Below are 24946 nucleotides of genomic sequence, written 5' to 3'. Positions count from 1 at the left end.
CGCAAAGGCCATGCCAATGCGGGTATTTTCAGGAAATCAACGACTTAAATTGACATGCCCCGGTCGGATGACCGGGGCACAATTGCCGGGCCGGCAACAATTGCCGGGACGTCATGACGTTTTCGAGCGACGCGTCACCAGCTCGGCTGAAGAAGACGCGTCAAATAAAGAGCCTCACGTCGCCGACGCCGCCGCGGGATGGAAAACCAGCCCGAAGCCGTCGATGCAGTAGCGCAAGCCGGTCGGTTTCGGACCGTCGTCGAAGACGTGGCCGAGATGGCCGCCGCAGCGGCGGCAATGCACTTCGGTGCGAACCATGCCGTAGGCACGGTCCTCGGTCTTGCCGACATTGCCCTCGATCGGCTGGTAGAAGCTCGGCCAGCCGGTGCCGCTCTCGAACTTGGTCTCGGACGCAAACAGCGGCAGGTCGCAGCCGGCGCAGGCGAAGATGCCCTTGCGGTGCTCCTTCAGCAGCGGGCTGGAGCCGGGCCGCTCGGTGCCGTGATTGCGTAGGATTTCATACTGCTGCGGCGTGAGCTGGGCACGCCATTCGGCCTCCGTCTTCGTGATTTCGAACTTTTCCGCGGTCTTCTCACCAGCCTCCGCCGGGGATGCCCTCAGCCAGCGGAAGGCCGAAAGGCCGAACAGGCCGGCGGCAGTCGATAGCAGGATGCGGCGATCAAACATCTCATTCTCCGTGCGGGAGCGTGTCCACGCCCTGAGATACGGGCTCTAACGGCCGACGTTACACTTCCGGGCGGAATTTTTCTCGGGTCTATTGCGAGACAATGTCCTCGTGCGAGGCCGGTTCCGCGTCCTGGGCCGCAGCTCGTGGCGGCGGGGCCGGCCGTGGCCGGACACCGGGCGGCGGACGGCGCGGACCGGTGCCGGCCGCCCGGTTGGCTTCGGCAAGGCGGGCCTCGCGTTCCCTGTCCTTGACCCGCGCCCGCTCGCGGTAGCGGGCGAGCGAGCCGGCGGCGGCGGAGCTCGCCCTGCCCCAGATCCCGACCAGCTGGCCCGCGACCCGTCCGGTCGTGCCTCCCGCCCAGACCAGCTCGAACGGCGAAAACAGGCGCCAGCGCTCGTCGCCCCGGAGGATGCTGCGCGCAATCATCTGTCCGGCCATGGCCGAAATGTTCATGCCCTGGCGGCCGAACCCGCTCGCCACCCACAGGCCTTTGCGCAGCTGGCCGATCTGCGGCATGCCGTGCACGGTCTGCCCGGTGGCGCCGCCGAACGTATCGGTGATCTCGACATTGCCGAACTGGGGAAAGATCGTGCGGATCCGCCGCTTGATGGCGCCGGCGAAGCGCTGCGGACGTGCCGCCCAGGTGGTTTCCGGGCTCGCCCACATCAGCCGGTCGCCGTCGACGATACGGAAATGGTCGATGCCGTCGGAATCCAGCACCGACCCCTTGAAGGCGATGATCTCATGCACACGCTCGCCGAGCGGCGCGGTGATCCCGGCATAACGCCAGACCGGAAGCAGCGTCTCCGACAGGCGCCGCAAGGGCGCGCCGAGATGGATGTTGCCCGCGAGCACGATATGCGTCGCGCGCAGCCGCGCCGAGGGCGTGACGATACGCTTGCGGATGCCGGAATGATCGATGCTGACGACCGGCGTATCCTCGAAGATGCGGGCGCCTGCCCGCCGCGCCAGCGCCGCGAGGCCATGCACATATTTGCGGCCGTCGACCTGGAACGCGCGGGGATAATGGATGCCGTGGAAATAGCGGTCGGTCCTAAGCACCGCGCGGACGCGATCGATCTGCCAGCCCTCGACCTCGGTGTCGAAATCCTCGTTCAGCATCTGCAACCGGCTGATCAGCCGGTCGCCGACATCGACATTGGAGACTTCCAGCACGCCCTCGCTGAGGCCGATCCCCGGCATATTCTCTTCCGTGGCGTTGGCGCGGACGAACTCGGCGCCCTCCTTCGACAGCGTCCACAATTCGCGCGCATCCTCGGAGCCGATGCGCTCGATCAGGTCGGTGAGCGGCAGTGCAAAGCCCGGCATCACGGTGCCAAGCTGATTGCCAGAGGCATTCCAGCCGACATGGCGGCCCTCGAGCACCGCGACGCTGGCCCCGAACCGGGCCGCCTCCAGCGCGATGGAAAGGCCGGCAAGCCCCGCCCCGATCACGCAAATGTCGGCATCGAGATCGAACGACAGCCGCTCCCGCTCGTGAAAGCCGGCTTCGTCCTGGGGCACGCTTGGGAAGGTCTCATTCATGTCGTTTTCTTAAAGGACCGATCGGGCGCTTGTCACCTTGTCCTCAACCCGCGCCTGTAGATTATCCTGGATGCGTAACGATTCGAGAATGCCATGCGCCGTTTGATGCTGCTGCGTCACGCCAAGACCGAGACCGACGCGCCGAGCGGCCGTGACCAGGATCGCCGCCTCGACGACCGTGGCCACAGGGATGCTGCGCAGATGGGCGACTGGATCGCCGCCCATCCGCCCTTCCCCGATACCGTGCTGGTGTCGCATGCCGTCCGGGCCCGACAGACCTGGGACATCGCCTGGAAGGCAATGAGGGACCGCGTCGCGGCGCCGCAGGTCGAGGTCCTGCCGGAACTCTATGGCGCCGATCCCGCGCAGATCCTGGAAGCCATTCGCACTGCAACCGCGCCGGCCAACCCGAAGCGATTGCTGCTGATCGGCCACAATCCCGGCATGCACGAGGTCGCGCTGATGCTGACGGGCAGCGGCGACCGGGCCGGAGCCAGGGCGCTCGGCCACAACCTGCCCACAGCGGGGCTTGCGATCTTCGACTTTGACGTCAAGGATTGGGGTGACGTGGCCTACCGCCGCGGCAAACTGGTGCTGTTCGTCAGCCCCAAGCTGCTTCGATCGGGATGAGACGCGCGGGCGCGGTCTCGACCGGTTGATTCAGTCCCAGGAGGTGCTGACTGGAAGACTGGAGGCGCAGATGTTCAAGTCCATCCTCGTGCCCATCGACCTCGCCGATACCGATCTCGCCAAGCCGGCGATCGCAACCGCGGCGACGTTGTCTCAGACCTGGAGCGGCACGGTACGCCTGCTCAACGTGCTGCCGATGACGCCGGTGATGCTGGCCGAATACGTGCCGGCCGATTTCGACGAGCAGCAGCGCCAGACCTCGGAGGAGGCCCTCGCCATCGTCGCGCGCGAGTCCGGGATTGAGCCCTCCCGCATCTCCAGCGTGGTGCGCCAGGGCGGCATCTATCACGAGATCCTGGAAGAAGCGGCGCACATGAAAGCCGACTTGATCGTGATGACCTCGCACCGACCGGCGATGCGCACCTATTTCCTCGGCTCCAACGCCGGACACGTCGTGCGCTACGCGAAGTGCTCGGTGCTGGTGGTCAGGCACTGATCTCTCACCACGCCGTCATTGCGAGGAGCCCTTGCGACGAAGCAATCCAGACTGCTGCCGCGGAAAGACTCTGGATTGCTTCGCTGCGCTCGCAATTGACGGCGTTGAAGCACTGTCCGCCTATTGCTCGGGCTACAAGACCTTGCGTTGCCTGTCGGGCAAAACACACCAACTGTCGGTCAACGCGCGCCATCCAAAATATTCCGCTTTACCGAAATTCGGAAATGACGTATGTGTCGCGCAACCCGGCCCGAGGAAGAGGGGCGTATCGCGATCGTCACGAACGCGGGCCGGGCGGCGGTGGACGTGGGCCACACCGGCGCGAAAGGCTTCGCAGGGCGGGCAACCGTGAGCGAAAGCGTCACGCCAACGACAGGTGCGGTTCGCGTACGGCAAAATCGTGTCGTCCTGGCGCCCGGGGTCTGTGCGCCAAATCTTGCGGTGATGTGTGTCGTCCAACCGGACGCGCGCATCAGCCATCCGCAAGACGACGGGGGCAATAGTGCATCGCTCCCCGGGGAGAGCACGACATAAGCCGTAAAACCACTGCGCAGGGAAGGCCGGTTGCTAGGCTTCACCTGTATGCCGCTGTGCAGATTCTTGTTGCCATCTTTCGCACAGTGGACCGTGGGTGCCCGGCCGGCGCTCGGTCTTCCCTGCGCCCTCTTTCATTGAGGGCAAGGCACCGAAGCAAAGCTCGGGCGAGATGAGCCGCGAGGATGCGATCGTGCGTCTGGAATGAAGATGCGAATGATGAAGCGACGGAGTCGCCCCATACTCCGTCATTGCGAGGAGCTCTTGCGACGAAGCAATCCAGAGTATTTCCGCGGAGGGATTCTGGATTGCTTCGCTACGCTCGCAATGACGATGGGGAAGCACTTTACGTCCATCACCACGCCCGGACTTGCCGGGCGTAGCGATAGAAGCGGCTCACAAATACCGCGTCAGCTCGGCCTTGAACTGGCCGTAGACCGCGTCCTCGATCTGGCTGCGCGTGATCCCGATGTCGCGCAGGGCGCGGTCGTCGAGCTCGTTCAGCGTCTTGACGGCGGAGCGGCGCTCCAGGCGGTCGAACAGCGCGTAGACGGCGCCAGCGAGCGTGCTGAAAAATCCGCTCGATGAGGATGGGCGTAAACTCTGCCCGGCAGTTTGCGAGATCGTGGTCATTGTTCTTCTCCGGCCCTATCGTCCCGCGCGGCGAAGCCGATGCCGTTGGCGCAGACGCTTCGAGCGCTTGCACCTCATTTGCCGTCGGATTGCTCTCGCTCTCCTCGGCTCAATCGCGGAACTTGATGGAACCTAAATGCTCCAGTACATTGCTCGGAGCAAGGAAAACATTGCTCTCGGTGCAATAATGTCCAAGTTCGAGTACGTGAAGCTTGCCGATGCCATTGCCGTCGATATCTCTAACGGCACGTTAAGGCCCGGCGACCGGCTGCCGCCGCAGCGCAATTTTGCCTATGACCGCGGTATCGCGGTCTCGACCGCGAGCCGGGTTTACACCGAATTGCTCCGCCGCGGGCTCGTGATCGGGGAGGTCGGCCGCGGCACCTTCATCTCCGGCGACATCAGGCGCGAGGTCGAGACGATCAGCGAGCCGGCCGACGCGCGCATCAACTTCGAGGTCAATTACCCGCTGCTGCCGCAGCAATGGGCGATGATCGCCAAGAGCCTTGCGGGGCTCGAGCGCGTCGACGCGCTCGAATCCGCGCTGCGCGTCTCGACCAGCACCGGCACCAAGAGCGCGCGCAATGCTGCCGCCGCCTATCTCTCGCGCAAGGATTTTACGCCGCAGGCCGAGCAGATCGTCTTCACCGCTAATGGCAAGCAATCACTCGCGGCCGCGCTCGCGGCACTCGTTCCCACCGGCGGGCGCTGCGGCGTCGAGGCGCTGACTTATCCTTACGTCAAGAGCATCGCCGCGCGGCTCGGCGTGACGCTGGTCCCGCTTCCCATGGACGAGCACGGCGCGCGCCCCGACGCCATCCAGAAGGCGCATCGCGAGGCGCATCTGTCGGCGCTGTATCTCCAGCCCATCATCCAGAACCCGCTCGGCGTCACCATGAATGCGACGCGGCGCGCCGACATCATGCGGGTTGCCGAAAAGCTCGATCTCACCATCATCGAGGACACCGTCTACGGCTTCCTCGCCGACGACACGCCGCTCGCCGCACTCGGTTCGGACCGCTGCATCGTGATCGACAGCCTGTCCAAGAAGGTCGCGCCGGGCCTCGCGCTCGGCATCCTCGTCGCACCGCCTCACTTACGCGAAAGCATGATGAGCGCGGTCCGCACCGGCGGCTGGATCGCCTCCGGCCACGCGCTCGCATCCGGGCAGCGGCTGATGGCCGACGGCACCGTCGCCGAGCTGACAAGGCTGAAACGCATCGACGCCGCGCGCCGCCAGCAGACCGCGGCAAGGCTGCTGGCCGGCTACCAGCTCGCCGCCGACCCGCGCTCCTATCATCTCTGGCTGACGTTGCCGCCGCATTGGCGTTCGCAGACTTTCGTCGCGGCGGCGGCCCGGCGCGGCATCGCGCTGACGCCGTCCTCGACCTTCGCGATCGCCCATGGCCATGCACCGAATGCGGTGCGGCTCGCGCTTGCCCCGCCCTCGCCCGAGCAGCTCGATTCCGGCCTGCGCACCATCGTGTCGCTGCTCGGCACCAAGGAAGAGGATTTCGACTCGACGGAGTAACGATCGGTCTATGGCAGCAAGGATCGGGGCAACTGATCGAAGCTGTAGCTCCGTGGCTGGTTGCGCCACACGAAGCCGCCGACCTGCCAGGCGAACAGTGCGGCAAAGCCGAGGATGAACAGCGCGCCGGCGAACTCGTCGATCATCAGCGCGCGGATCAACAGACCCGCCATCGCCACCGTCAGCACCGCCAGGAAGGCCAACACCGCCGCATAGGTCTTGCGGCCGAGGCCCGCGCTCAGCGTCGCCCGGCTCCCCGCTTTCGCCATCCGTGCATGCAGCGCGACGAGAAAAGCGCGAAAGCCGCTGTCCTGCGGCGCCATCAGCGCCGCGGTCTGCCAGCTCGTCGACAGGATCGCGATGCGCCCACCGCTGGCGTGGCTGACGTCGGCGCGAAAACGGTGCTGCTGCATCGACACCGGGCGGAACGAGAGCCGGATCCCGCTGATCTCGTCATAGCGCCACAACGCGGAGTGCCCGGCGATGTGCCAGGAAAGCCCCTGCTCCGTCAGCTCGAAGCGATGCGCCGAGCCGATCAACGACGCCTTGTAGGCATAGCTCGTGACTGCCTCATCAGCATCCGAAACCTGCATCTCGACAATCAATCCCGTCCGCGCGATCCCGTATGCGATCCGCTTGCGCGACCGCCCTCGCCCATCCTACAAGCGGGGCATGGCTGAGACGACCTTTTTTCCGCGCCGCCTGATTCTCGGCGCCGCAATGATCTCCGGCGTGCTGCTCGCGCTCGCGGTGCACATGCTGGGCGCGCGCTACGGGCTCGACCTCGGCGGCCTCTGGCGCTCCGACACGCATGAGTTCATCCCGGCCGGCGCGGCGATCGCCTGGTGGCTGATTGCGACCGTCGGCTTTTCCGGCGGCTATTTCACCGCGACCATGATGCAGAGCGCGATTTCCGGGCAGATCCCGCAACGGATGCGGCAATTCCTGATCGCGCTCGGCGTGCTGCTGCTTGCGGGCGCGGGCCAGGTGGCCTCGGCACCGAGCCCGATCCCGACCGTCTCGAGCGTGCTGGCCGGGCTCGCTGCGCTGTGTCTCGGCGCCGTGATGGCATTTTGCGGCGCGCATTTCGCACTGCGCCGCGGCTAGACCATCAAGCCGACACGCGCAGCCGCGGGCCGTCCAGCATCATCGCCACATCGGAAGCAGGCCGCGGCTTGCTGAACAGATAGCCCTGCGCCTGGGTGCAGCCTTCGCGCCGGAGCAGCTCGAGCTGCGCGTCGTTCTCGACGCCTTCCGCGGTGGTGACGATGCCTAGGCTGCGGCCGAGGCCGGTCACGGCGCGGATGATCGCCATGGAATCCTCGCGCGTCGCCAGCTCCGACACGAACGAGCGGTCGATCTTGATCTTGTCGAACGGGAAGCTGCGCAGATAGCTCAGCGACGAATAGCCGGTGCCGAAATCGTCGAGCGAGATCCGCACGCCCATCGCGCGCAGCTCGTGCAGGGTCGTCAGCGTCGCCTCGCTGTTCTGGAGCAGCACCGATTCGGTGATCTCGAGCTCGAGGCGGCGCGCATCGAGTCCCGAGGCGGCCAGCGCCTCAGTCACCGATGCGATCAGGTTCGGACTCTTGAACTGCACCGGCGAGAGATTGACGGCGACGTCGACATCGTCGGGCCAGGTGGCCGCGTCGGTGCAGGCGGAGCGCAGCACGAACTCGCCGAGCTGAACGATGAGTCCGGTCTCCTCGGCCAGCGGGATGAAGCTGATGGGTGCGATCAGCCCGCGCTGCGGGTGGTTCCAACGCAACAGCGCCTCGAAGGCGACGACACGGCCGCTCGCGACGTCACGGATCGGCTGATAATACACCTCGAACTCGTCACGTTGCAGCGCCGCGCGCAGATCCATTTCCAACAGGCGCCGCGCCTGCGCGCGGGCATCCATGCCGGTCTCGAAGAAGCGATAGGTGCCGCGGCCGTCCGCCTTGGCGCGGTAGAGCGCGAGGTCCGCGTTCTTCAGGAGTTCGTCCGGATTGTTGCCGTCCTGCGGCGCCAGCGCGATGCCGATCGAGACGCCGATCACGATCTGATGGTCGTCGACCTCGTAAGGCGCCGAGATCACCTCGACGAGGCGCCCAGCAAGGGACCTCGCAGCGGTTTCCTCGGAACGTCCGATCTGGACCACCGCGAACTCGTCGCCGCCGAGCCGCGCAACGGTGTCGTGTTCGCCGACGGTCGTCTTCAGCCTGCGGCCGACCTCCTTGAGCAGCGCGTCGCCGATGGGGTGGCCGAGCGAGTCGTTGATGTCCTTGAAGTGATCGAGATCGAGGCAAAGCAGCGCGAGCTGGTCGCCCGAATTGGTCCGGCGCAGTCCCTGCTCGAGCTGTTCGTGGAACAGCACGCGGTTCGGCAGGCTGGTCAGTGCGTCATGGCGCGCCATGTGCGAGATCTTGGCCTGCGCCTCCAGCCATTCGGTGATGTCCTCGAAGGTCGCGACCCAGCCGCCGCCCTGCATCGGCTGGTTGACGACGCGGATGGAGCGGCCGAACCGGTTGACGATGTCGGTCGTGGTGCGGCCCTCGCGCGCGTCGGCGACGAGGCGAGCGAAGAATTCATCCGCGTCGCCCTGCCACTGGCCCTTGGCCTGCTCTTCTCTGAGCACGTCGACCAGAAGGCGGCCGGTGAGCAGGATGTCGGTGCGACGGAGCATCGCGGCGTAGCGCTCGTTGAACAGGATGATCTTGCCGTCCGCGTCGAACATGCACAGTCCCTGCGACATGTTCTCGAGCGCGCTGTCCAACACGATCTGCTGGCGCCCCAAGGCGCCCTTGGCGCGGCGGTCGAGCAGCGCGGCCACGAGCGCAATCGCGATGATCGCGACCGCGGCGCTGGCGGTGAGGAAGGACAGCGAGGCCGGCGGGATGGAAAGCCCGCTGATCGCGCGCGTCGGGTCCGGCGTCAGCAGCACCGCGCCCATCGCGGTGAAATGATGCGCGACGATGGCAACCGTCAGCAGGGTGGTCGCCGTCAGCGCATGGGAGAGGTCGTCGCGCCGCGCGGCGATGAACAGTGCGAAGGCGGCAAAGACGATTCCGAACAGCACCGAGGCGGCGACCGTGCTTCCGATCCAGTCCACCCGTGCCGGTATCTCCAGCGCCGCCATGCCAGTGTAATGCATCGCCGCGACACCAGTGCCGACGATCGCGCCGCCGAGGGCGATCCACACCGGGCGCGAGGACGATACCGCGATGCTCAGCCCCACGAAGGTCACGGAGATCGCAAGGATCAAGGAGAGGAGCGTTACCGGGATGTTGTAGGCGCCGGCGCCGCCCGGCCCGTAGGCGAGCATCGCGATGAAATGCGTCGCCCAGATGCCGCATCCGCTGACGGCGGCATCCAGGGCGATCCAGGCCAGACGCCCGGGGCCGTGCGTCACGCGTGCGCGCTGGAACAGGCTGATTGCCGCCGCGCTGGCGAGCAGACACACCGCGCCGCCAAGCGCGACCAGTCGCCAATCGTGCTCGTCGGTGAGACAGAAGAGAACTTGATACATTGCCGGCCCCTATCAACCGGCACTTGACCCGACAGAGATGGACGATCGGTAACTGGCTACAAACCTGTTCGGGGAATGGTGAATAGGAGATGTGTGCGTTCGCTCACATTGTTGATCCTCGCGCCGGCGCGCCGACGCCAATCACGCTGGCGGCGATCAGCAAGACGGCCGCCGAAATGACGAGCGACAAATGCAGCCCCGTCATGAACGCACGGTCCGACGCCACCAGGGAACCGAACAGAGCGACGCCGAGCACGCTGCCGGTCTGCCGCGTCGCGTTCAGGACGCCGGCCGCAATGCCGGAACGCGCCTTCTCGACGCTGCCGAGCAGCGTCGACGTCAGAGGAGGCACCAGGAGGCCGAGCCCGCCGCTGATCGCGATCGTCTGCGCGCAGATCGCCCAATAGCTGGTCCCGGCTTCGATCGAGAGCAGGCCGAGACAGCCGAGGGCCGAGATGCAGGCGCCGACGACGATGGTCGGGCACGAGCCGATGCGCTCTGAAAGGCGCGGCGCCAACAGATTGACCGGCAGCACCGCCGCCATCATCGGGACGAAGGCAAGACCGGTCCACCACGCCGACAGCCCATTGATCCGCTGGAAATACAGGCTGAGCACGAAGATCAGGCCGTAGATCGCGATGTTCACCAGCAGCCCCACGAGCGAGGTCAGCGTGAACAGCCGGTGGCCGAACAACGACAGCGGCAGCATCGGCTGCGCCGCGCGACTCTCGCGCCAGACAAAGAGCACGGCGAGAACGGCGGCTCCGACAAAGGCTGCGATCACGGCTGGATGGTCCCAGCCGAGCGCTCCGCCTTCGATGATTGCGCCGGCGAGCGCGCCCAGCGCACCGATCGCGGCCAGCTGGCCGGGCAGATCGATCTCGCGCGAGCGCGCCCGCGTGGTCTCGCTGGCGTAACGCCAGCTCAGCCACAGGCCGGCGAGCCCGATCGGCAGATTGACCAGGAAGATCGCGCGCCAGCCGACCCGCGTGATCAGCGCGCCGCCGACAAAGGGGCCGGCGGTGAGCGCAAGGCTTGCTCCTGCGGCCCAGACCGCGACGGCGCGACCACGCTCGCGGTCGTCCGCATAGGCATGATTGAGCAGCGCAAGAGAATTCGGCACCAGGATCGCCGCCGCCAGGCCCTGAACCAGCCGTGCTGCGATCAGCACGACCGCATTGGGCGACGCCGCGCAGGCGAGCGAGGCCGCGGTGAAGATGGCGAACCCCGCCATGAAGACGCGCTTGGCGCCGATCCGGTCGCCCAGCGCGCCGGCCGTCAGGATGAAAGCGGCAAACGCGATGGTGTAGGCGCTGACCACCCATTGCAGCTCGGCAACGCCGCCGCCGAGCGCCCTGCCCATGGCATCGAGCGCGGTGTTGACGATGGTGACGTCGAGCTGCACCACGCCGTAGCCGAGGCTCATCGCGGCAAGCGTGAGGGAGGTTGCAAGGTGCGAGCCGGCGCGCGCGTTGTCCAAGGTTTGATATTTGATGGTGCTTGCTCGCATGCTGCCACCTCGATTGCAGCCCCATGCGAAATATACGCTAGTGGCAGACCGTCATGATTCGACAATGACCGAATGATGGTGTGTAGCGATCGTGCTTGCCCCACAGACAGTGTCATGCCCCGCGACCCGGCTACGCCAAGGCTTCGCCGAGGTTTCGGTCTCGGGCGCGCCGAAGCTTTAGCGTAGGCGGCAGGCGGGGCATCCAGTACGCCGCGGCTTCTCCGTATCCACTAATTTCTCTGGAATACTGGATCGCCCGGTCAAGCCGGGCGATGACATAGTCTATGGGGCGGCAGCACCACGCGGCATCTTATCTCGCCACCTTCGCGCTAGCTCGCCGCGCGCAGATTCACCTTGCTCTCGGCGAGTGTGGTCAGCTTCCTGTCGGTTGCCTTCTCTTCCTCAAGCGTCTTGGCAAGTACCGCCGCGCACTCATTGCGGCCGAGCTGCTTAGCCCAGGCGATCAGGCTGCCGTAGCGGACGATCTCGTAATGCTCAGCGGCTTGGGCCGCATTGATCAACGCAGCATCGAGCACGGCCTTGTCGGCAACCTCACCAGCCGTCTCGTCGGCTTCCTCGATGATGCCGTCGATGGCCGGGCAGTCGACTGCCTTCACGGCGACGCCGTGCATCTTGAACACCTCCTCGAGACGCGTGACATGCTGCTTGGTTTCATCGAGGTGCATCAAAAAGCCCTGTTTCAGCTGCGGATCGGTAGCCTTGCTTGCCATCTTCGGCAGCGCCTTGGTGAGCTGCTGCTCGGCGTAATAGATGTCCTGGAGCTGGTGCACGAACAGGTCGTTCATGGTTTTGATGTCTTTTGTGAACAGTCCCATCGTTCCGGTCCTCTCGGTTTCGGGAACACGGCGGTATCGGCCTGCACGAAAGGCCCATTATTCCGCCATGTTCGGCTGCTGATCGGGCTCAACGAGCACGCGGTATCGACGTTCCAAAACGCCCATCGCTTTGCGCTGGAACAATGCGGATGGCGGCAGGATTTGAAACCATCCTCTTAAACATGAATGCGCCGTCCGAGCCGCGTTTCGCGACTCATATGCTTAACGCGCGTCAGATGTGAACCACATATGACAAAAGTGGCTGGTCCAACGCAGAACCTATTGTTGTCAAGGGCTGCACAAGCCGCTGTTTTTGCCTTAAATGAGCTGGATCATGCCAACCGATCGACGCCCGCCTTTGGCCGTCATCGTACCCGACTTGCCAATACCTGGCTGGATCGGTCTTGCCCCCTGCCGGGAGGATGAATGCACGGACTGCTGCCCGCGCTGAGACGCGGCTTCAATAGATGGATCGGCTGGCGACGGCTCGGCATTGCCGCGAGCGTCTGCATCATCGCCTTCGCGGTCACCACACTGGTGCGGACCCTCAAGGGCATCGATACCGGGGTCATCCTGACGGCGTTGACCGAGATTCCCCGCGGAAGTATCGGGCTGGCGGCGATCTGCGTCTTCTTCGCGTTCTGCACCCTGACCTTCTACGACTTTTTTGCACTGCGAACGATCGGCAAGAAGCACGTTCCCTATCGCATCGCGGCGCTCTCCAGCTTCACGTCCTATTCGATCGGCCACAACATCGGCGCCACCGTCTTCACCGGCGGCGCGATCCGTTTCCGGATCTATTCGGATTACGGCCTGAACGCGATCGACGTCGCGAAAATCTGCTTCCTGTCGGGCCTGACCTTCTGGCTCGGTAACATCTTCGTGCTCTCGATCGGCATGGCCATCCATCCGGATGCGGCGTCCGCGATGGATCAGCTGCCGTCATCGATCAACCGGCTGATCGCGCTCGGCGGCCTCGCCTCGATCGGTTCTTATTTGGTCTGGCTTTGCATGGGCGAAAAGCGGCGCGAGCTCGGCCAGAAGGGTTGGAAGGTGGTGCTGCCCTCGACGCCGCTGACGCTGGTGCAGATCCTGATCGGCGTGGTCGATCTCGGCTTCTGCGCCACGGCGATGTACCTGCTGATGCCGGCCAATCCGCCAATCGACTTCATGTCGCTCGCCGTGGTGTTCATCCTGGCGACGCTGCTCGGCTTTGCCAGCCACGCACCCGGCTCGATTGGCGTGTTCGATGCCGCCATGCTGTTAGCGCTGCCCGAATTCGGCCGCGAGCAGCTTCTGGCGACGCTGCTGGTGTTCCGCCTTCTCTATTTCGTGATCCCGTTCGGCCTCGCCATCTCCATCATGGGCACGCGCGAACTCTGGATGAACGTGGTCGCGCCGTGGCAGGAGCGGCGACGGTTGGCGGAGGCCTGCGCCCAGGCCAACCTGCCCCAGCAGGTGGCCGCGATGGAGCGCGAGCGGACGCTGCGGCAGGCCGGCAAGCGATAGGCGGGTCAGCAGGAGCGTCAGACTAAGGTTGCGGGCGGGGCAACAATCCTCTCTTATTTCCGCCCCAACTTTGCCGTTGAACACGCGGACCATGATCCCTCTCCCCTTTCGCACCCTCCGTGCAGGCGCCCTGCTGCTTGCCGCGATTCTGTCCGCCTTGCCGCTCGAGCGCGCCGCCGCGCAGGACGCCGGCGCCATGCAGATCAGTTGGGAGGTGCGCAACCGCTTCCGCCTGTTCCGCGAGGAGCGCGATTTCCTGCTCCATGTCGAGAATGCGCGTAACCGCAGCATCCTGGCCGCCGAGCAGTCGCTGGAGCTCCAGAGCGAGGGCCGCGGCTGGGCCCGCAACATGGTCAACCGGCTCTGCATCGACCTCCAGGGCCGGGTCAACCAGCCCTGCACCCGCGACAACGTCAAGGAGAACTACCTCACCCCGATCGACCATCCCGTCACCGTGCGCCTCGCCGGCGCAGTGCCGGTCGGCGCCACCTGCGCCTGGTCGTTCGACGATGGCGACGGGCCGCAAACCTCGACCTTCGACTGCGCCGAGCCGGTCAATTTGCGCGTCCGCTACGGCAAGCAGACGGTCGCGACCGTCGATGTCTCCTCCGGCTCGGATCCGACCCAGCGGGTCCAGGCCGAGATTCAGGTCCGCGACATTTTCATCGCCGGCTTAGGAGACAGCATCGCCTCCGGCGAAGGCAATCCGGACCGGCCGCTGGCGCTGTCGGACGAAGGTTTTTGCTTCCGCTCCTATCTCGGTACCGCCGGCGCGCAGTACTACCGGCCGAGCCGCCACGGCTTCAAGGGTGGCCGCGCCTGCGAGGCGCCCGATACGCTCGCCAACTGGCAACGCTACAGCGCGCTCTGGTTCAACGCACCCTGCCACCGCTCGCTCTACAGCTATCAGGCCCGCACCGCGCTGGCGCTCGCGGTGCGTTACACCCACATCGCCGTGACCTTCCTGCCGCTCGCCTGCACCGGCGCCAGCATCGGCGACGGCCTGCTCGGCTCGCAGCGCGCCCGCGAATGCCCGCCCGGCAAGACCGGCGTCTGCAACACCAGCGTGAACGCGCAGGTCGCCGAGCTGCGCGAAGCGCTCACCGCGGCGAAGAAGCGCCAGCCCGACCGCACGCTCGATCTCGTGCTGTTGTCGGTCGGCGCCAACGACGTCTATTTTTCCGGTCTCGTCGCCGACGTCATCGTCGACACCGCGACCGAGCGCGCGCTGTTCCGCCGCTCCGGCGTGATGGCAAGCGTCGACGATTCCCGTGACGCGCTGGCGCGCGAGTTGCCGCAGAATTTCGTCAAGCTGCGCGAGGCGCTGAAGCCGCTGGTCGGCGGCGACCTCTCGCATGTGGTCTACGTCTCCTACGCCAACCCTGCACTCGCCGATGGCGGCGTGCCCTGCCGCGGTGGCCGCGCCGGCTTCGACATCCATCCGTCCTTCAACGCCGATCCGCAGCGCCTGGCCCGCGTCTCGACCTTCGTCGACACCGAATTCCTGCCGCAGCTGAAAGGGCTCGCCACCTGCACCCGCGGCGCGCTCTGCCGCGATCCCGAAGCCGATCGCATGACCTTCGTCGACACGCATCAGGCGGCGTTCGCCGATCACGGCTTCTGCGCTCATTCGGGCAACGATCCCGAATTCGACCGCACCTGCTTTGCCGAGAACGGCCAGAGCTTCAATCCCGACATCGTGACCGCGGCGAGCCAGCCGATGCTGTGCGGGCGCGGCGCTTCGGAATACCGCGCCTACCTGCCGCGCGCCCGCTGGATCCGCGACGCCAACGACAGCTATTTTGCCGCGATGACCTATCCGCAAGGATTGCCGGCCGCGAGCCAGCCGACGGACATCCACGACGCGACCTGGGGCGTGCTCTCCGCCGTCTATGGCGGCGCCGTGCATCCAAGCGCCGAGGGCCACGCCGCGATGGCGGATGCCGCACTGCCCGCCGCAAGCGCCGTGCTCGGCCTCGACGCCGCTCCGCCGGATGTGACGCGCGGATTTCTGCCGCAGCTGCTACCGAGTGCGCGGCAGTAGAAGCGAAGATCAACTCTCTCCTCGCCGTCATTGCGAGCGCAGCGAAGCAATCCAGAGGCCCTCCGCGAAAAGATTCTGGATTGCTTCGCTGCGCTCGCAATGACGAGCTTGGAGTTAGCATCTCGCCACCCTCACGATCGTTCCCCCCTCACCTGCCGTTCCATCAATCCAAAAACGGCATCGATCGATACTGCCTTGAACTTGGACACTTTGCCGCGCGCGCCTCTAGGAGTCGCCTTGAGGAAATGTTCGAGTTCTAAGGAGGCGCGTGATGAGCGCAGTGGTGTCCGCAGCGGACGTGAAGAGGTCTCGCGTCAGGCTGTTCATCGTGACCATGTTGTTCCTGGTCACCACCGTCAATTATGCCGACCGCGCCACGCTGTCGATCGCAGGCTCCGCGCTCTCCAAGGAGCTGCATCTCGATCCCGTCGCCATGGGCTACATCTTCTCGGCGTTCGGCTGGTCCTACGTGATCGCGCAGGTGCCGGGCGGCTGGCTGCTCGACCGCTACGGCTCGCGTCTCGTCTATGCCTTCAGCATCATCGTCTGGTCGATCTTCACGATGATGCAGGGCTGGGTCGACTTCTTCAGTGCCGGCACCGCCGTCCTCGTGCTGTTCGCACTTCGCTTCCTGGTCGGCATCGCCGAAGCGCCCTCCTTCCCCGCCAACGCCCGCATCGTCGCCGCTTGGTTTCCCGGCAATGAGCGCGGCACCGCGTCCGCTTTCTTCAACTCGGGACAGTATTTCGCGACTGTGATCTTCGCGCCGCTGATGGGCTGGATCGCGCACGTCTATGGCTGGCGCTTCGTGTTCTTCGTGATGGGCGCGCTCGGCATCGTCATGGGCCTGGTCTGGATCAAGAGCATCTACGGCCCGAAGGAGCATCCTTCGATCAACGACGCCGAGTTCGACTACATCAAGGAAGGCGGCGCGCTGGTCGATCTCGACGCGCCCAAGGACGATCTGCTGCGCGAGCGTGCCCCCGGGGCCGGCTCCGGCTGGGATCACATCCGCCAGTTGCTCTCCAACCGCATGATGCTCGGCGTCTATCTCGGCCAGTACTGCATCAACACGCTGACCTATTTCTTCCTGACCTGGTTTCCGGTCTACCTCGTCAAGGAGCGTGGCCTGTCGATCCTGCAAGCCGGCTTCGTCGCGACGCTGCCTGCGCTGTGCGGCTTCATCGGCGGCGTGCTCGGCGGCATCATCTCCGACGCCATCCTGCGCAGGACGGGCTCGCTGACCATGGCGCGCAAGATCCCGATCGTCGGCGGCATGCTGCTATCGATGTCGATCATCGCCTGCAACTATGTCGACGGACAGGCGCTCGTGGTCGGCTTCATGGCGCTCGCCTTCTTCGGCAAGGGCATCGGCGCGCTCGGCTGGGCGGTCGTCTCCGACACCTCGCCGAAGGAAGCCGGCGGCGTCTCCGGCGGCCTGTTCAACACCTTCGGCAACCTCTCCTCGATCACCACGCCGATCGTGATCGGTTACATCCTGGCCGCGACCGGCTCGTTCAACGGCGCGCTGGTGTTCGTCGGCCTCAACGCGCTGGTGGCGGCGTTCGCCTATCTCGTGGTCGTCGGAAAGATCGAGCGGGTGACGCTCAAACATTCCTCCTGAGGGCTCCCATGGGAGCTTGACCAGGCAACTCAACGGCGGCTTCCCAGCCGCCGTCTTTGTTTTGGGGGTGATCGATGCTAGAAGTGCCGGGGAAACGCCTTATCCATCTAAGGCATGTATCGATGTTCGACCTCAACCAGCTCCGCTGTTTCGTCACGGTGGCGGAGGAACTGCATTTCGGCCGCGCCGCCGCGCGGCTGAACATGACCCAGCCGCCGCTGTCCCGGCAGATCCAGGTGCTCGAGCACATCATCGATGCGCCGCTTCTGGAGCGCACCAGCCGCTCGGTGCGCCTGACGCCCGCAGGGCGCAGCTTCCTGCCGGAGGCGCGGCGCATCCTCAAGCTCGCGGAAAGCGCCTCGCAAGTCGCCCGCCGCATCGCGCTCGGCAAGACCGGCTCGCTGAAGATCGGCTTCACGGCCGCCGCGGCTTACGGCTTCCTGCCTGAGCTCGTTGCCGCCTGCCGCGCCAAGCTGCCGGAGGTGGACTTCTCGCTGAAGGAGATGGTGTCCGGCGACCAGTTCGAGGCGCTGACATCGGGCCAGATCGACGCCGGCCTGCTCAGGCCGCCGATTGCGCGTCCCGAGCTTGCCAGCCGCCGCGTCGTCGCCGAGCCCCTGCTCGCGGCGATCCCGAAGAAGCATCCACTGGCGAATGCGGAGAGCATCACCATCAAGGATTTCGACGACCAGCCCTTCGTGATGTATTCGCCCTATGAGAGCCGCTATTTTCACGATCTGCTGGTGGCGCTGTTCACCCGCGCCGACGTGCTGCCGCGCTATGTCCAGCATCTGAGCCAGATCCACTCGATCCTCGCCATGGTGCGTGCCGGCCTCGGCCTTGCCATCGTGCCGGCGGCGGCGGCAAGCCTGAAGATCGCCGATGTGCGGCTGCGGCCGCTGAAGCTGCGTACCCGCGTTCCCGTCGAGCTCTTCATGGTCTGGCGCCGCGACGACGAAAATCCGCTGCTGTCGGCCCTCATCAAAATCGCCGGTGAATTGTCCTCCGTGGATGTGGCGGAGGATTAATACTCAATCTGCATCAGTCGATATAGGCTTTGGCTTGGACGCGCATCGAACGGTCTCCTAAACACCGGCGCATGGACGCGCAGGCTTGCGTCCTCCACAACACGCAAGAAGGGAGCCGCGCCCATGAGCAAGATGACCCCGCAGGAAATGGCCCAGAAGATCGGATCGGGCCTCCTGTCCTTCCCCGTCACGCCGTTCAGGGCTGACTACTCCTTCGACGAGGCGACCTACCGCGCCAACATGGACTGGCTATGCGGCTATGACGTCGCCGGCCTGTTCGCCGCCGGCGGCACCGGCGAGTTCTTCTCGCTGACGCCGACCGAGGTTCCGCAAATCGTCAAGATCGCCGTCGAGGAAACCAAGGGCCGCGTGCCCGTGCTCGCCGGCACCGGTTACGGCACCGCGATCGCCCGCGAGATCGCCGTTGGTGCCGAGAAGGCCGGCGCCGATGGCCTGCTGCTGCTGCCGCCCTATCTCACCCATTCCGAGCAGGAGGGCCTCGCCGCCCATGTCGAGGCGGTCTGCGCCGCCGTGAAGATCGGCGTCATCGTCTACAACCGCGACAACGCCATCCTCCAACCCGACACGCTCGCGCGTCTCGCCGAGCGCTGCCCGAACCTCGTCGGCTACAAGGACGGCATCGGCGACATCGAGCTGATGACGCGCGTCTACACCAAGCTCGGCGACCGCCTGACCTATATCGGCGGCCTGCCGACCGCGGAGACCTTCGCGCTGCCTTATCTCGACATGGGCGTGACGACCTATTCCTCGGCCGTGTTCAACTTCGTGCCGGAATTCGCCACCAATTTCTACGCCGCCGTGCGCAAGCGCGACCATGAGACGATCCATGCCGGCCTAAAGAACTTCATCTTGCCGCTGATCGCGATCCGCAACCGCAAGAAGGGCTATGCGGTCTCGATCATCAAGGCCGGCATGAAGGTGATCGGCCGCGATTCCGGTCCGGTCCGTCCGCCGCTCACCGATCTCACCGAGCAGGAGATGGCGGAACTGACCGCGCTGGTGAAGAATCTGCCCGCCATCCGTTCGACACAACAGGCGGCAGAATAACGGACGACAACAGGAGGAGCGTGCGATGGCCCAGACTGAGATCTTCGGCGCGCCAGTCGCCGGCGCACCGGTCGTCACGGCGATGCAGGTGATCCCGGTCGCGGGCCGCGACAGCATGCTCCTCAATTTGAGCGGCGCGCATGCGCCGTTCTTCACCCGCAACATCGTCATCCTCACCGACAATTCCGGTCACACCGGCGTCGGTGAGGTGCCGGGCGGACAAAAGATCTGGCAGACGCTGCAGGACGCCCGCGATCTCGTGATCGGCAAGACCGTCGGCGCGATGAGCAACATCCTCGCCGATATCCGCACCGCCTTCGCCGACCGCGATGCCGGCGGCCGCGGCAAGCAGACGTTTGACCTGCGCGTCATGATCCACGCGGTCACGGCGATCGAATCCGCGCTGCTCGATTTGCTCGGCCAACATCTCAACCTGCCGGTCGCGGCGCTGCTCGGCGAAGGCCAGCAGCGCAAGAGCGTCGAGACGCTCGGCTATCTCTTCTTCGTTGGAGACCGCCGTAAATCCAAGCTCGACTATGTCAACGGCGAGACCGGCAAGATCGAGTGGTTCAACCTCCGCCATCAGGAGGCGATGACGCCCGAGACCGTGGTGCGGCTCGCGGAAGCCACCCACGACCATTACGGCTTCGCCGATTTCAAGCTCAAGGGCGGTGTGCTCCGCGGCGAGCAGGAGATCGAGGCCGTCACCGCGATTGCCAAGCGCTTTCCCAACGCGCGCGTGACGCTCGACCCGAACGGCGCCTGGTCGCTCGACGAAGCGATCAGCCTCTGCAAGGACATGCATGGCATCCTCGCTTACGCCGAGGACCCCTGCGGCGCCGAGGCCGGCTTCTCCGGCCGTGAGATCATGGCCGAGTTCCGCCGCGCCACGGGCTTGCCAACCGCGACCAACATGATCGCCACCGACTGGCGGCAGCTTTCCCATGCGCTGCGTCTCGGTGCGGTGGACATTCCGCTCGCCGATCCCCATTTCTGGACCATGCAAGGCTCGGTCCGCGTCGCCCAGACCTGCCGCGACAACGGCCTGACCTGGGGCTCGCACTCCAACAACCATTTCGACATCTCGCTCGCCATGTTCACCCATGTCGGCGCCGCCGCTCCCGGCAAGGTCACCGCCATCGATACTCACTGGATCTGGCAGGATGGCCAGGCGCTGACCAAAGAGCCGCTCCAGATCAGGGGTGGCAAGATTGCCGTGCCCGACAGGCCGGGCCTGGGTATCGAAATCGACAGAGCGGCCATCGACGCCGCGCATGACCTCTACAAGCAGCATGGACTTGGCGCACGCGATGACGCTATTGCCATGCAGGATCTGATCCCCGGCTGGACCTTCGACGACAAGCGTCCCTGCCTCGTGCGTTAAGAAACTTCAGGCATGATCCCGGAAAAGTGGGTACCGGTTTTCCGAGAGGGATCATGCCCCTTAGATGACTTGGAGGAACGAGATGACGGCAATCCTGAAGAACTTCATCGGCGGCGAATGGGTCGACGGCTCCGGCGTCACCAGGAACATCAACCCCTCCAACACCAACGACCTCGTCGGCGAATATGCCAAGGCCGACAAGGCGCAGACCGAGAAGGCGATCGCTGCCGCCAAGGCCGCCTTCCCCGCCTGGGCGCGCTCGACGCCGCAGGAGCGCTATGACGCGCTGAACAAGGTTTCTCTCGAAATCCTCGCGCGCAAGGAAGAGCTCGGCCGCCTGCTCGCCCGCGAGGAAGGCAAGACGCTGCCGGAAGGCATCGGCGAGGTCGCCCGCGCCGGCCAGATCTTCGCGTTCTTCGCCGGCGAAGCGCTGCGCCTGATCGGCGAGAAAGGCGCCTCGGTGCGTCCCGGCCTCGACGTCGAGCTCACCCGTGAGCCGGTGGGCGTTGTCGGCATGATCACGCCCTGGAATTTCCCGATCGCAATCCCCGCTTGGAAGATCGCGCCCGCGCTTTGCTACGGCAACACCGTGGTATTCAAGCCGGCTGAGCTGGTGCCCGGCTCTGGCCATGCGCTCGCCGAGATCATCACCCGCTCCGGTATTCCCGCCGGCGTGTTCAACCTCGTGGTCGGCTCCGGCTCCGTGGTCGGCCAGACCCTGCTCGACCACCCGGATGTGGCGGCGATCTCCTTCACCGGTTCGGTGCAGACCGGCCGCAAGATCGCGCAGGCCTGCGTGCTGTCGAACCCGATGAAAAAGTTCCAGCTCGAGATGGGCGGCAAGAATCCGCTGGTCGTGCTCGACGACGCCGACCTCAAGACCGCCGTCGAGGTCGCCGTCAACGGAGCCTATTTCTCGACGGGACAGCGATGCACCGCCTCGTCGCGCCTGATCGTTACCGAAGGCATCCATGACCGCTTCGTCGCGGCGATGGCCGAACGCCTGAAGGGCCTGTCGGTTGACGACGCACTCAAGGCCGGCGTGCATATCGGCCCGGTGGTCGACCAGAGCCAGCTCGACCAGGACCTGCGCTACATCAAGATCGGCCAGGACGAGGGCGCCAAGCTTGCGTGGGGCGGCGAGTTGCTCAAGCGCGAAACGCCCGGCCACTACCTCCAGCCGGCGCTGTTCACCGAAGCCAACAACAACATGCGCATCGCCCGCGAGGAGATCTTCGGCCCCGTCGCCGCCGTGATCCGCGCCAAGAATTACGAGGAGGCGCTGGCGATCTCCAACGACACCGAGTTCGGCCTCGCCTCCGGCATCTGCACCACCAGCCTGAAATACGCCTCGCACTACAAGCGCAACAGCGAGTCCGGCATGGTGATGGTCAATCTGCCGACCGCCGGCGTCGACTATCACGTGCCGTTCGGCGGCCGGAAGGGCTCGAGCTACGGCGCCCGCGAGCAGGGCTCCTATGCCCGCGAGTTCTACACTGCGGTGAAGACGGCCTATACCAATCCGGGTTGATGGGCCGACATCGTAGATATCGTAGGGTGGGCAAAGCGAAGCGTGCCCACCGCTTATCTTCGGTGTGAAGCATGGTGGGCACGGCGCGTTGCGCCTTTGCCCACCCTACGATTCAGTCTCTGAGGCAAGAGCAGATGGACCAGTCAGTCGCAGCGAAAGAGCAGCCCCGCTACATCAAGCTCAACGAGCGCGATAATGTCGCGATCGTCGTCAATGATTTCGGGCTTCCCGCCGGCTCCCGCTTCGCCTGCGGGCTGACGCTGCGCGCCTTCGTGCCGCAGGGGCACAAGACGGCGCTGGTCGACATCGCACAAGACGCGCCGATCATCCGCTATGGCGAGGTGATCGGCTACGCGCTTTCGCCGATCCTGGCCGGCGAATGGGTGGACGAAGCCCGCATTCGCATGCCGGAGGCCCCTGCCCTCGACAAGCTCGAAATCTCGACCGCCGTCCCGGCGCCGCTGCCGCCGCTCGAAGGATTCACCTTCGAGGGCTATCGCAATCCCGACGGCTCGGTCGGCACCAAGAACATCCTCGGCATCTCCTCCTCCGTGCAATGCGTCAAGGGCACGATGGAGTATGCGGTGAAGCGCATCCGCGCCGAGCTCTTGCCGAAGTACCCGAATGTCGACGACGTCGTGCCGCTGACGCACGCCTATGGCTGCGGCGTCGCCATCACCGCGCCCGACGCTGTGGTGCCGATCCGCACGCTGCAGAACATCGCGCTCAACCCGAATTTCGGCGGCGAGATTCTGGTCGTCGGCCTCGGCTGCGAGAAGCTCGCGCCCGAGCGGCTGGTGCCGGAAGGCGTCAACGATGCCATCGTGCGCATGCAGGACGAAGCCTTCGACGGCTTTGGCGCCATCGTCGATGCCATCATGACTCAAGCCAAGGCACGGCTGAAGGTGCTCAACACCCGCAAGCGCGAGACCTGTCCGGCCTCTGATCTCGTCATCGGCCTGCAATGCGGCGGCAGCGACGCCTTCTCCGGCGTCACCGCGAACCCCGCCGTCGGTTTTGCCGCGGACCTCCTGGTGCGCGCCGGTGCAACCGTGATGTTCTCGGAAGTCACCGAGGTGCGCGACGCCATCCAGCTCCTCACGCGGCGCGCGATCAACGAGGACGTCGGCCGCGCGCTGGTGCGCGAGATGGCCTGGTACGATTCCTATCTCGCCCGCGGCGGTGCCGATCGCAGCGCCAACACCACGCCCGGCAACAAGAAGGGCGGCCTTGCCAACATCGTCGAGAAGTCGCTGGGCTCGATCGTCAAGTCCGGATCGTCTGCCATCACCGGCGTGCTCTCGCCCGGCGAGAAGGCGACGCAGAAGGGCATGCTGTTCGCGGCGACACCCGCGTCCGACTTCATCTGCGGCACGCTCCAGCTCGCCTCCGGCATGACGCTGCAAGTCTTCACCACCGGCCGCGGCACGCCGTACGGCCTTGCGGCCGCGCCCGTGATTAAGGTCGCCACCCGCAGCGAGCTCGCCCGCCGCTGGAAGGACCTGATCGACTTCGACGCGGGCCGCATCGCCACCGGCGAGAAGACCATCGAGGAAACCGGCTGGGACCTGTTCCGCCTGATCCTCGACGTCGCCAGCGGCCGCACAAAGCCGTGGTCGGACCGCTGGGGCATCCACAACGACCTCACGCTGTTCAATCCGGCGCCGGTGACCTGAGGCTGGCGAGCCGGCCTCACTGACTGTCGATCAGGTGCATGTCGCCCAGCGTGACGGGCAGGCTGCGCGTGATGAGATCGGCGATCGCTGCGCGCAACCGTTCGCTTGACGCCGGACCGTCAAACGTGTCGTCGATCGCGCCGCTCGGACCGGCGATCCTCATGGTCCCGGTGTTGTCGAGCGGCGCGGCCGCCCTCTTCTCGATCACGTCGAACGACTTGCCCTCGATCACGCGGACCTCGTACAGCGCGTGGATCAGGCAGCAGCGTCCGGTATTCCGCGAATCCTACACCCTCGACGGCCCGGCCGTTTCCAAGTTTCGATTTTGCTCGTGTATGACGATGTAGGCATCCAGCCCCTGTGGGTTGACGTCGCTCCGGACCCACCACTGACGCTGCGTGCGAAGATCGAGGACGTGCCCGAGCCGGCCCTCCGGACCGAATTGGTGCGCGACGTCCGCCGCCTGACCTCGCTTGTCTCCGCCATGCTCGACCTGGCGCGGCTGCAAAATCATGCGATCGAGAAGCGGCCGATCGATCTTGCCCAAATCACGCTGGAGGTGCTGGCCGATTTCAGCCCCTCGGCGCTGGACGCCGGTATCGAGCTTGCGCGGGAGCAGGACGGCGAAGGTCCGTTCCTGGTGCAAGGTGTGGACGCTGCGGTTCGCAGTGCGCTTGCCAATCTCGTCGGCAATTCGCTCATCCATGCCCATGGCGCGCGACGCATCGTCGCCACGCTCAGCCGCGATGGCATCTCGATCGACGATGACGGCGCCGGCCTGCCCGATGGCGCCGAACAAAAGCTGATCGAGCCGTTTCAGACCGGCAACACCACGGGCGATGGCGCGGGCCTTGGCCTGTCGATCGTCCGCGAGATCATGGCCGCCCACGGCGGCGAGCTGGTCATCTCCTCAGTCTCCGGCTGCGGCACGACGATGAGCCTGCGCTTTTCCGCGGCTAGCGCGCCGGCAAAAGCTCCGCAGCTTGATCTGCAAGAGCACTAAGCGAGGCGCGTCGGCTCTTTCCGCGAAACCGTCCGGAAACATTGCCGCGAAAAACTTCGTGCGCGTTTCGTCCTTTCGCATCACGCAACCACATTTTCGTCGACGGCGATGGGAATGTTCGCGCGCGAGCGAACCTGTTCCGGCACCGACGCGACCAAACCTCCG

The 24946-nt window shown here is 65.5% G+C and carries 21 protein-coding genes; 13 read left to right on the top strand and 8 right to left on the bottom strand.

Features of this window, described 5'->3' with window-relative positions:
* Window positions 1–174: 174 nt before the first annotated feature.
* Complete coding sequence (gene msrB / locus ACR9YP_RS18630) at window positions 175–687, bottom strand: peptide-methionine (R)-S-oxide reductase MsrB (protein WP_474220747.1); 513 nt, start codon at window positions 685–687, stop codon at window positions 175–177.
* A gap of 88 nt (window positions 688–775) precedes the next feature.
* Window positions 776–2233 (bottom strand): NAD(P)/FAD-dependent oxidoreductase, encoded by a 1458-nt coding sequence (locus ACR9YP_RS18625; RefSeq protein ID WP_474220746.1) that lies wholly within the window; start codon window positions 2231–2233, stop codon window positions 776–778.
* A 93-nt stretch (window positions 2234–2326) separates the two neighbouring features.
* Here ACR9YP_RS18625 and ACR9YP_RS18620 point away from each other — a divergent pair, with 93 nt between their 5' ends.
* Window positions 2327–2863, top strand: coding sequence for a SixA phosphatase family protein (locus ACR9YP_RS18620; protein ID WP_474220745.1), 537 nt, complete (start codon window positions 2327–2329; stop codon window positions 2861–2863).
* A 70-nt stretch (window positions 2864–2933) separates the two neighbouring features.
* A complete protein-coding gene (locus ACR9YP_RS18615) occupies window positions 2934–3359 on the top strand; it encodes a universal stress protein (protein ID WP_027577099.1) in 426 nt (141 codons plus the stop codon).
* A gap of 930 nt (window positions 3360–4289) precedes the next feature.
* Here the strand turns inward: ACR9YP_RS18615 and ACR9YP_RS18610 are convergent.
* Window positions 4290–4526: a DUF1127 domain-containing protein gene (locus ACR9YP_RS18610; RefSeq protein WP_438107027.1), complete on the bottom strand. Its 237-nt coding sequence runs from the start codon at window positions 4524–4526 to the stop codon at window positions 4290–4292.
* Window positions 4527–4713: 187 nt separating this feature from the next.
* Here ACR9YP_RS18610 and ACR9YP_RS18605 point away from each other — a divergent pair, with 187 nt between their 5' ends.
* A complete protein-coding gene (locus ACR9YP_RS18605) occupies window positions 4714–6057 on the top strand; it encodes an aminotransferase-like domain-containing protein (RefSeq protein WP_474220744.1) in 1344 nt (447 codons plus the stop codon).
* Between the two features lie 8 nt (window positions 6058–6065).
* Here ACR9YP_RS18605 and ACR9YP_RS18600 read toward each other — a convergent pair whose 3' ends face one another.
* The gene (locus ACR9YP_RS18600) at window positions 6066–6650 is read right to left on the bottom strand and encodes a hypothetical protein (protein WP_474220743.1); all 585 of its coding nucleotides are present in this window, start codon (window positions 6648–6650) and stop codon (window positions 6066–6068) included.
* Window positions 6651–6729: 79 nt separating this feature from the next.
* Between ACR9YP_RS18600 and ACR9YP_RS18595 the strand changes: the two genes are divergently transcribed.
* The gene (locus tag ACR9YP_RS18595) at window positions 6730–7164 is read left to right on the top strand and encodes a hypothetical protein (protein ID WP_474220741.1); all 435 of its coding nucleotides are present in this window, start codon (window positions 6730–6732) and stop codon (window positions 7162–7164) included.
* Window positions 7165–7168: 4 nt separating this feature from the next.
* Here ACR9YP_RS18595 and ACR9YP_RS18590 read toward each other — a convergent pair whose 3' ends face one another.
* The 3 genes from ACR9YP_RS18590 to ACR9YP_RS18580 form a co-directional block, all read right to left on the bottom strand.
* Window positions 7169–9568: a bifunctional diguanylate cyclase/phosphodiesterase gene (locus ACR9YP_RS18590; RefSeq protein WP_474220740.1), complete on the bottom strand. Its 2400-nt coding sequence runs from the start codon at window positions 9566–9568 to the stop codon at window positions 7169–7171.
* Between the two features lie 103 nt (window positions 9569–9671).
* Window positions 9672–11078, bottom strand: coding sequence for an MFS transporter (locus tag ACR9YP_RS18585; RefSeq protein ID WP_474220739.1), 1407 nt, complete (start codon window positions 11076–11078; stop codon window positions 9672–9674).
* A 329-nt stretch (window positions 11079–11407) separates the two neighbouring features.
* Window positions 11408–11914: a YciE/YciF ferroxidase family protein gene (locus tag ACR9YP_RS18580; protein WP_474220738.1), complete on the bottom strand. Its 507-nt coding sequence runs from the start codon at window positions 11912–11914 to the stop codon at window positions 11408–11410.
* A gap of 426 nt (window positions 11915–12340) precedes the next feature.
* Between ACR9YP_RS18580 and ACR9YP_RS18575 the strand changes: the two genes are divergently transcribed.
* The 8 genes from ACR9YP_RS18575 (at window position 12341) to garD (ending at window position 23778) form a co-directional block, all read left to right on the top strand.
* Window positions 12341–13423 carry a lysylphosphatidylglycerol synthase transmembrane domain-containing protein gene (locus tag ACR9YP_RS18575; RefSeq protein WP_370989920.1) on the top strand — a complete coding sequence of 361 codons (1083 nt, stop codon included), beginning with the start codon at window positions 12341–12343 and terminating at the stop codon, window positions 13421–13423.
* 91 nt (window positions 13424–13514) lie between these two features.
* A complete protein-coding gene (locus tag ACR9YP_RS18570; protein WP_474220737.1) occupies window positions 13515–15467 on the top strand; it encodes an SGNH/GDSL hydrolase family protein in 1953 nt (650 codons plus the stop codon).
* 271 nt (window positions 15468–15738) lie between these two features.
* Window positions 15739–17091 carry an MFS transporter gene (locus ACR9YP_RS18565; protein WP_474220736.1) on the top strand — a complete coding sequence of 451 codons (1353 nt, stop codon included), beginning with the start codon at window positions 15739–15741 and terminating at the stop codon, window positions 17089–17091.
* A gap of 122 nt (window positions 17092–17213) precedes the next feature.
* Window positions 17214–18119 (top strand): LysR family transcriptional regulator, encoded by a 906-nt coding sequence (locus tag ACR9YP_RS18560; RefSeq protein ID WP_474220735.1) that lies wholly within the window; start codon window positions 17214–17216, stop codon window positions 18117–18119.
* Window positions 18120–18242: 123 nt separating this feature from the next.
* Window positions 18243–19187: a 5-dehydro-4-deoxyglucarate dehydratase gene (gene kdgD / locus ACR9YP_RS18555; protein WP_439361222.1), complete on the top strand. Its 945-nt coding sequence runs from the start codon at window positions 18243–18245 to the stop codon at window positions 19185–19187.
* A 25-nt stretch (window positions 19188–19212) separates the two neighbouring features.
* Window positions 19213–20571, top strand: a complete 1359-nt coding sequence (gene gudD / locus ACR9YP_RS18550; RefSeq protein WP_474220733.1) for a glucarate dehydratase — start codon at window positions 19213–19215, stop codon at window positions 20569–20571.
* A gap of 82 nt (window positions 20572–20653) precedes the next feature.
* Window positions 20654–22102, top strand: a complete 1449-nt coding sequence (locus tag ACR9YP_RS18545) for an aldehyde dehydrogenase family protein (RefSeq protein WP_474220732.1) — start codon at window positions 20654–20656, stop codon at window positions 22100–22102.
* A gap of 134 nt (window positions 22103–22236) precedes the next feature.
* Window positions 22237–23778: a galactarate dehydratase gene (gene garD, locus ACR9YP_RS18540; protein ID WP_474220731.1), complete on the top strand. Its 1542-nt coding sequence runs from the start codon at window positions 22237–22239 to the stop codon at window positions 23776–23778.
* A gap of 16 nt (window positions 23779–23794) precedes the next feature.
* Here the strand turns inward: garD and ACR9YP_RS18535 are convergent, their stop codons facing one another.
* Window positions 23795–24010, bottom strand: a complete 216-nt coding sequence (locus ACR9YP_RS18535; RefSeq protein ID WP_474220730.1) for a hypothetical protein — start codon at window positions 24008–24010, stop codon at window positions 23795–23797.
* Between the two features lie 99 nt (window positions 24011–24109).
* Between ACR9YP_RS18535 and ACR9YP_RS18530 the strand changes: the two genes are divergently transcribed.
* A complete protein-coding gene (locus ACR9YP_RS18530) occupies window positions 24110–24781 on the top strand; it encodes a sensor histidine kinase (protein WP_474220729.1) in 672 nt (223 codons plus the stop codon).
* Window positions 24782–24946 lie beyond the last annotated feature (165 nt).

The organism is Bradyrhizobium sp. BR14999, from assembly GCF_056106085.1.
The sequence above is the reverse complement of the archived record's forward strand: the minus strand, read 5'-3'. Positions and strand labels throughout refer to the sequence as shown.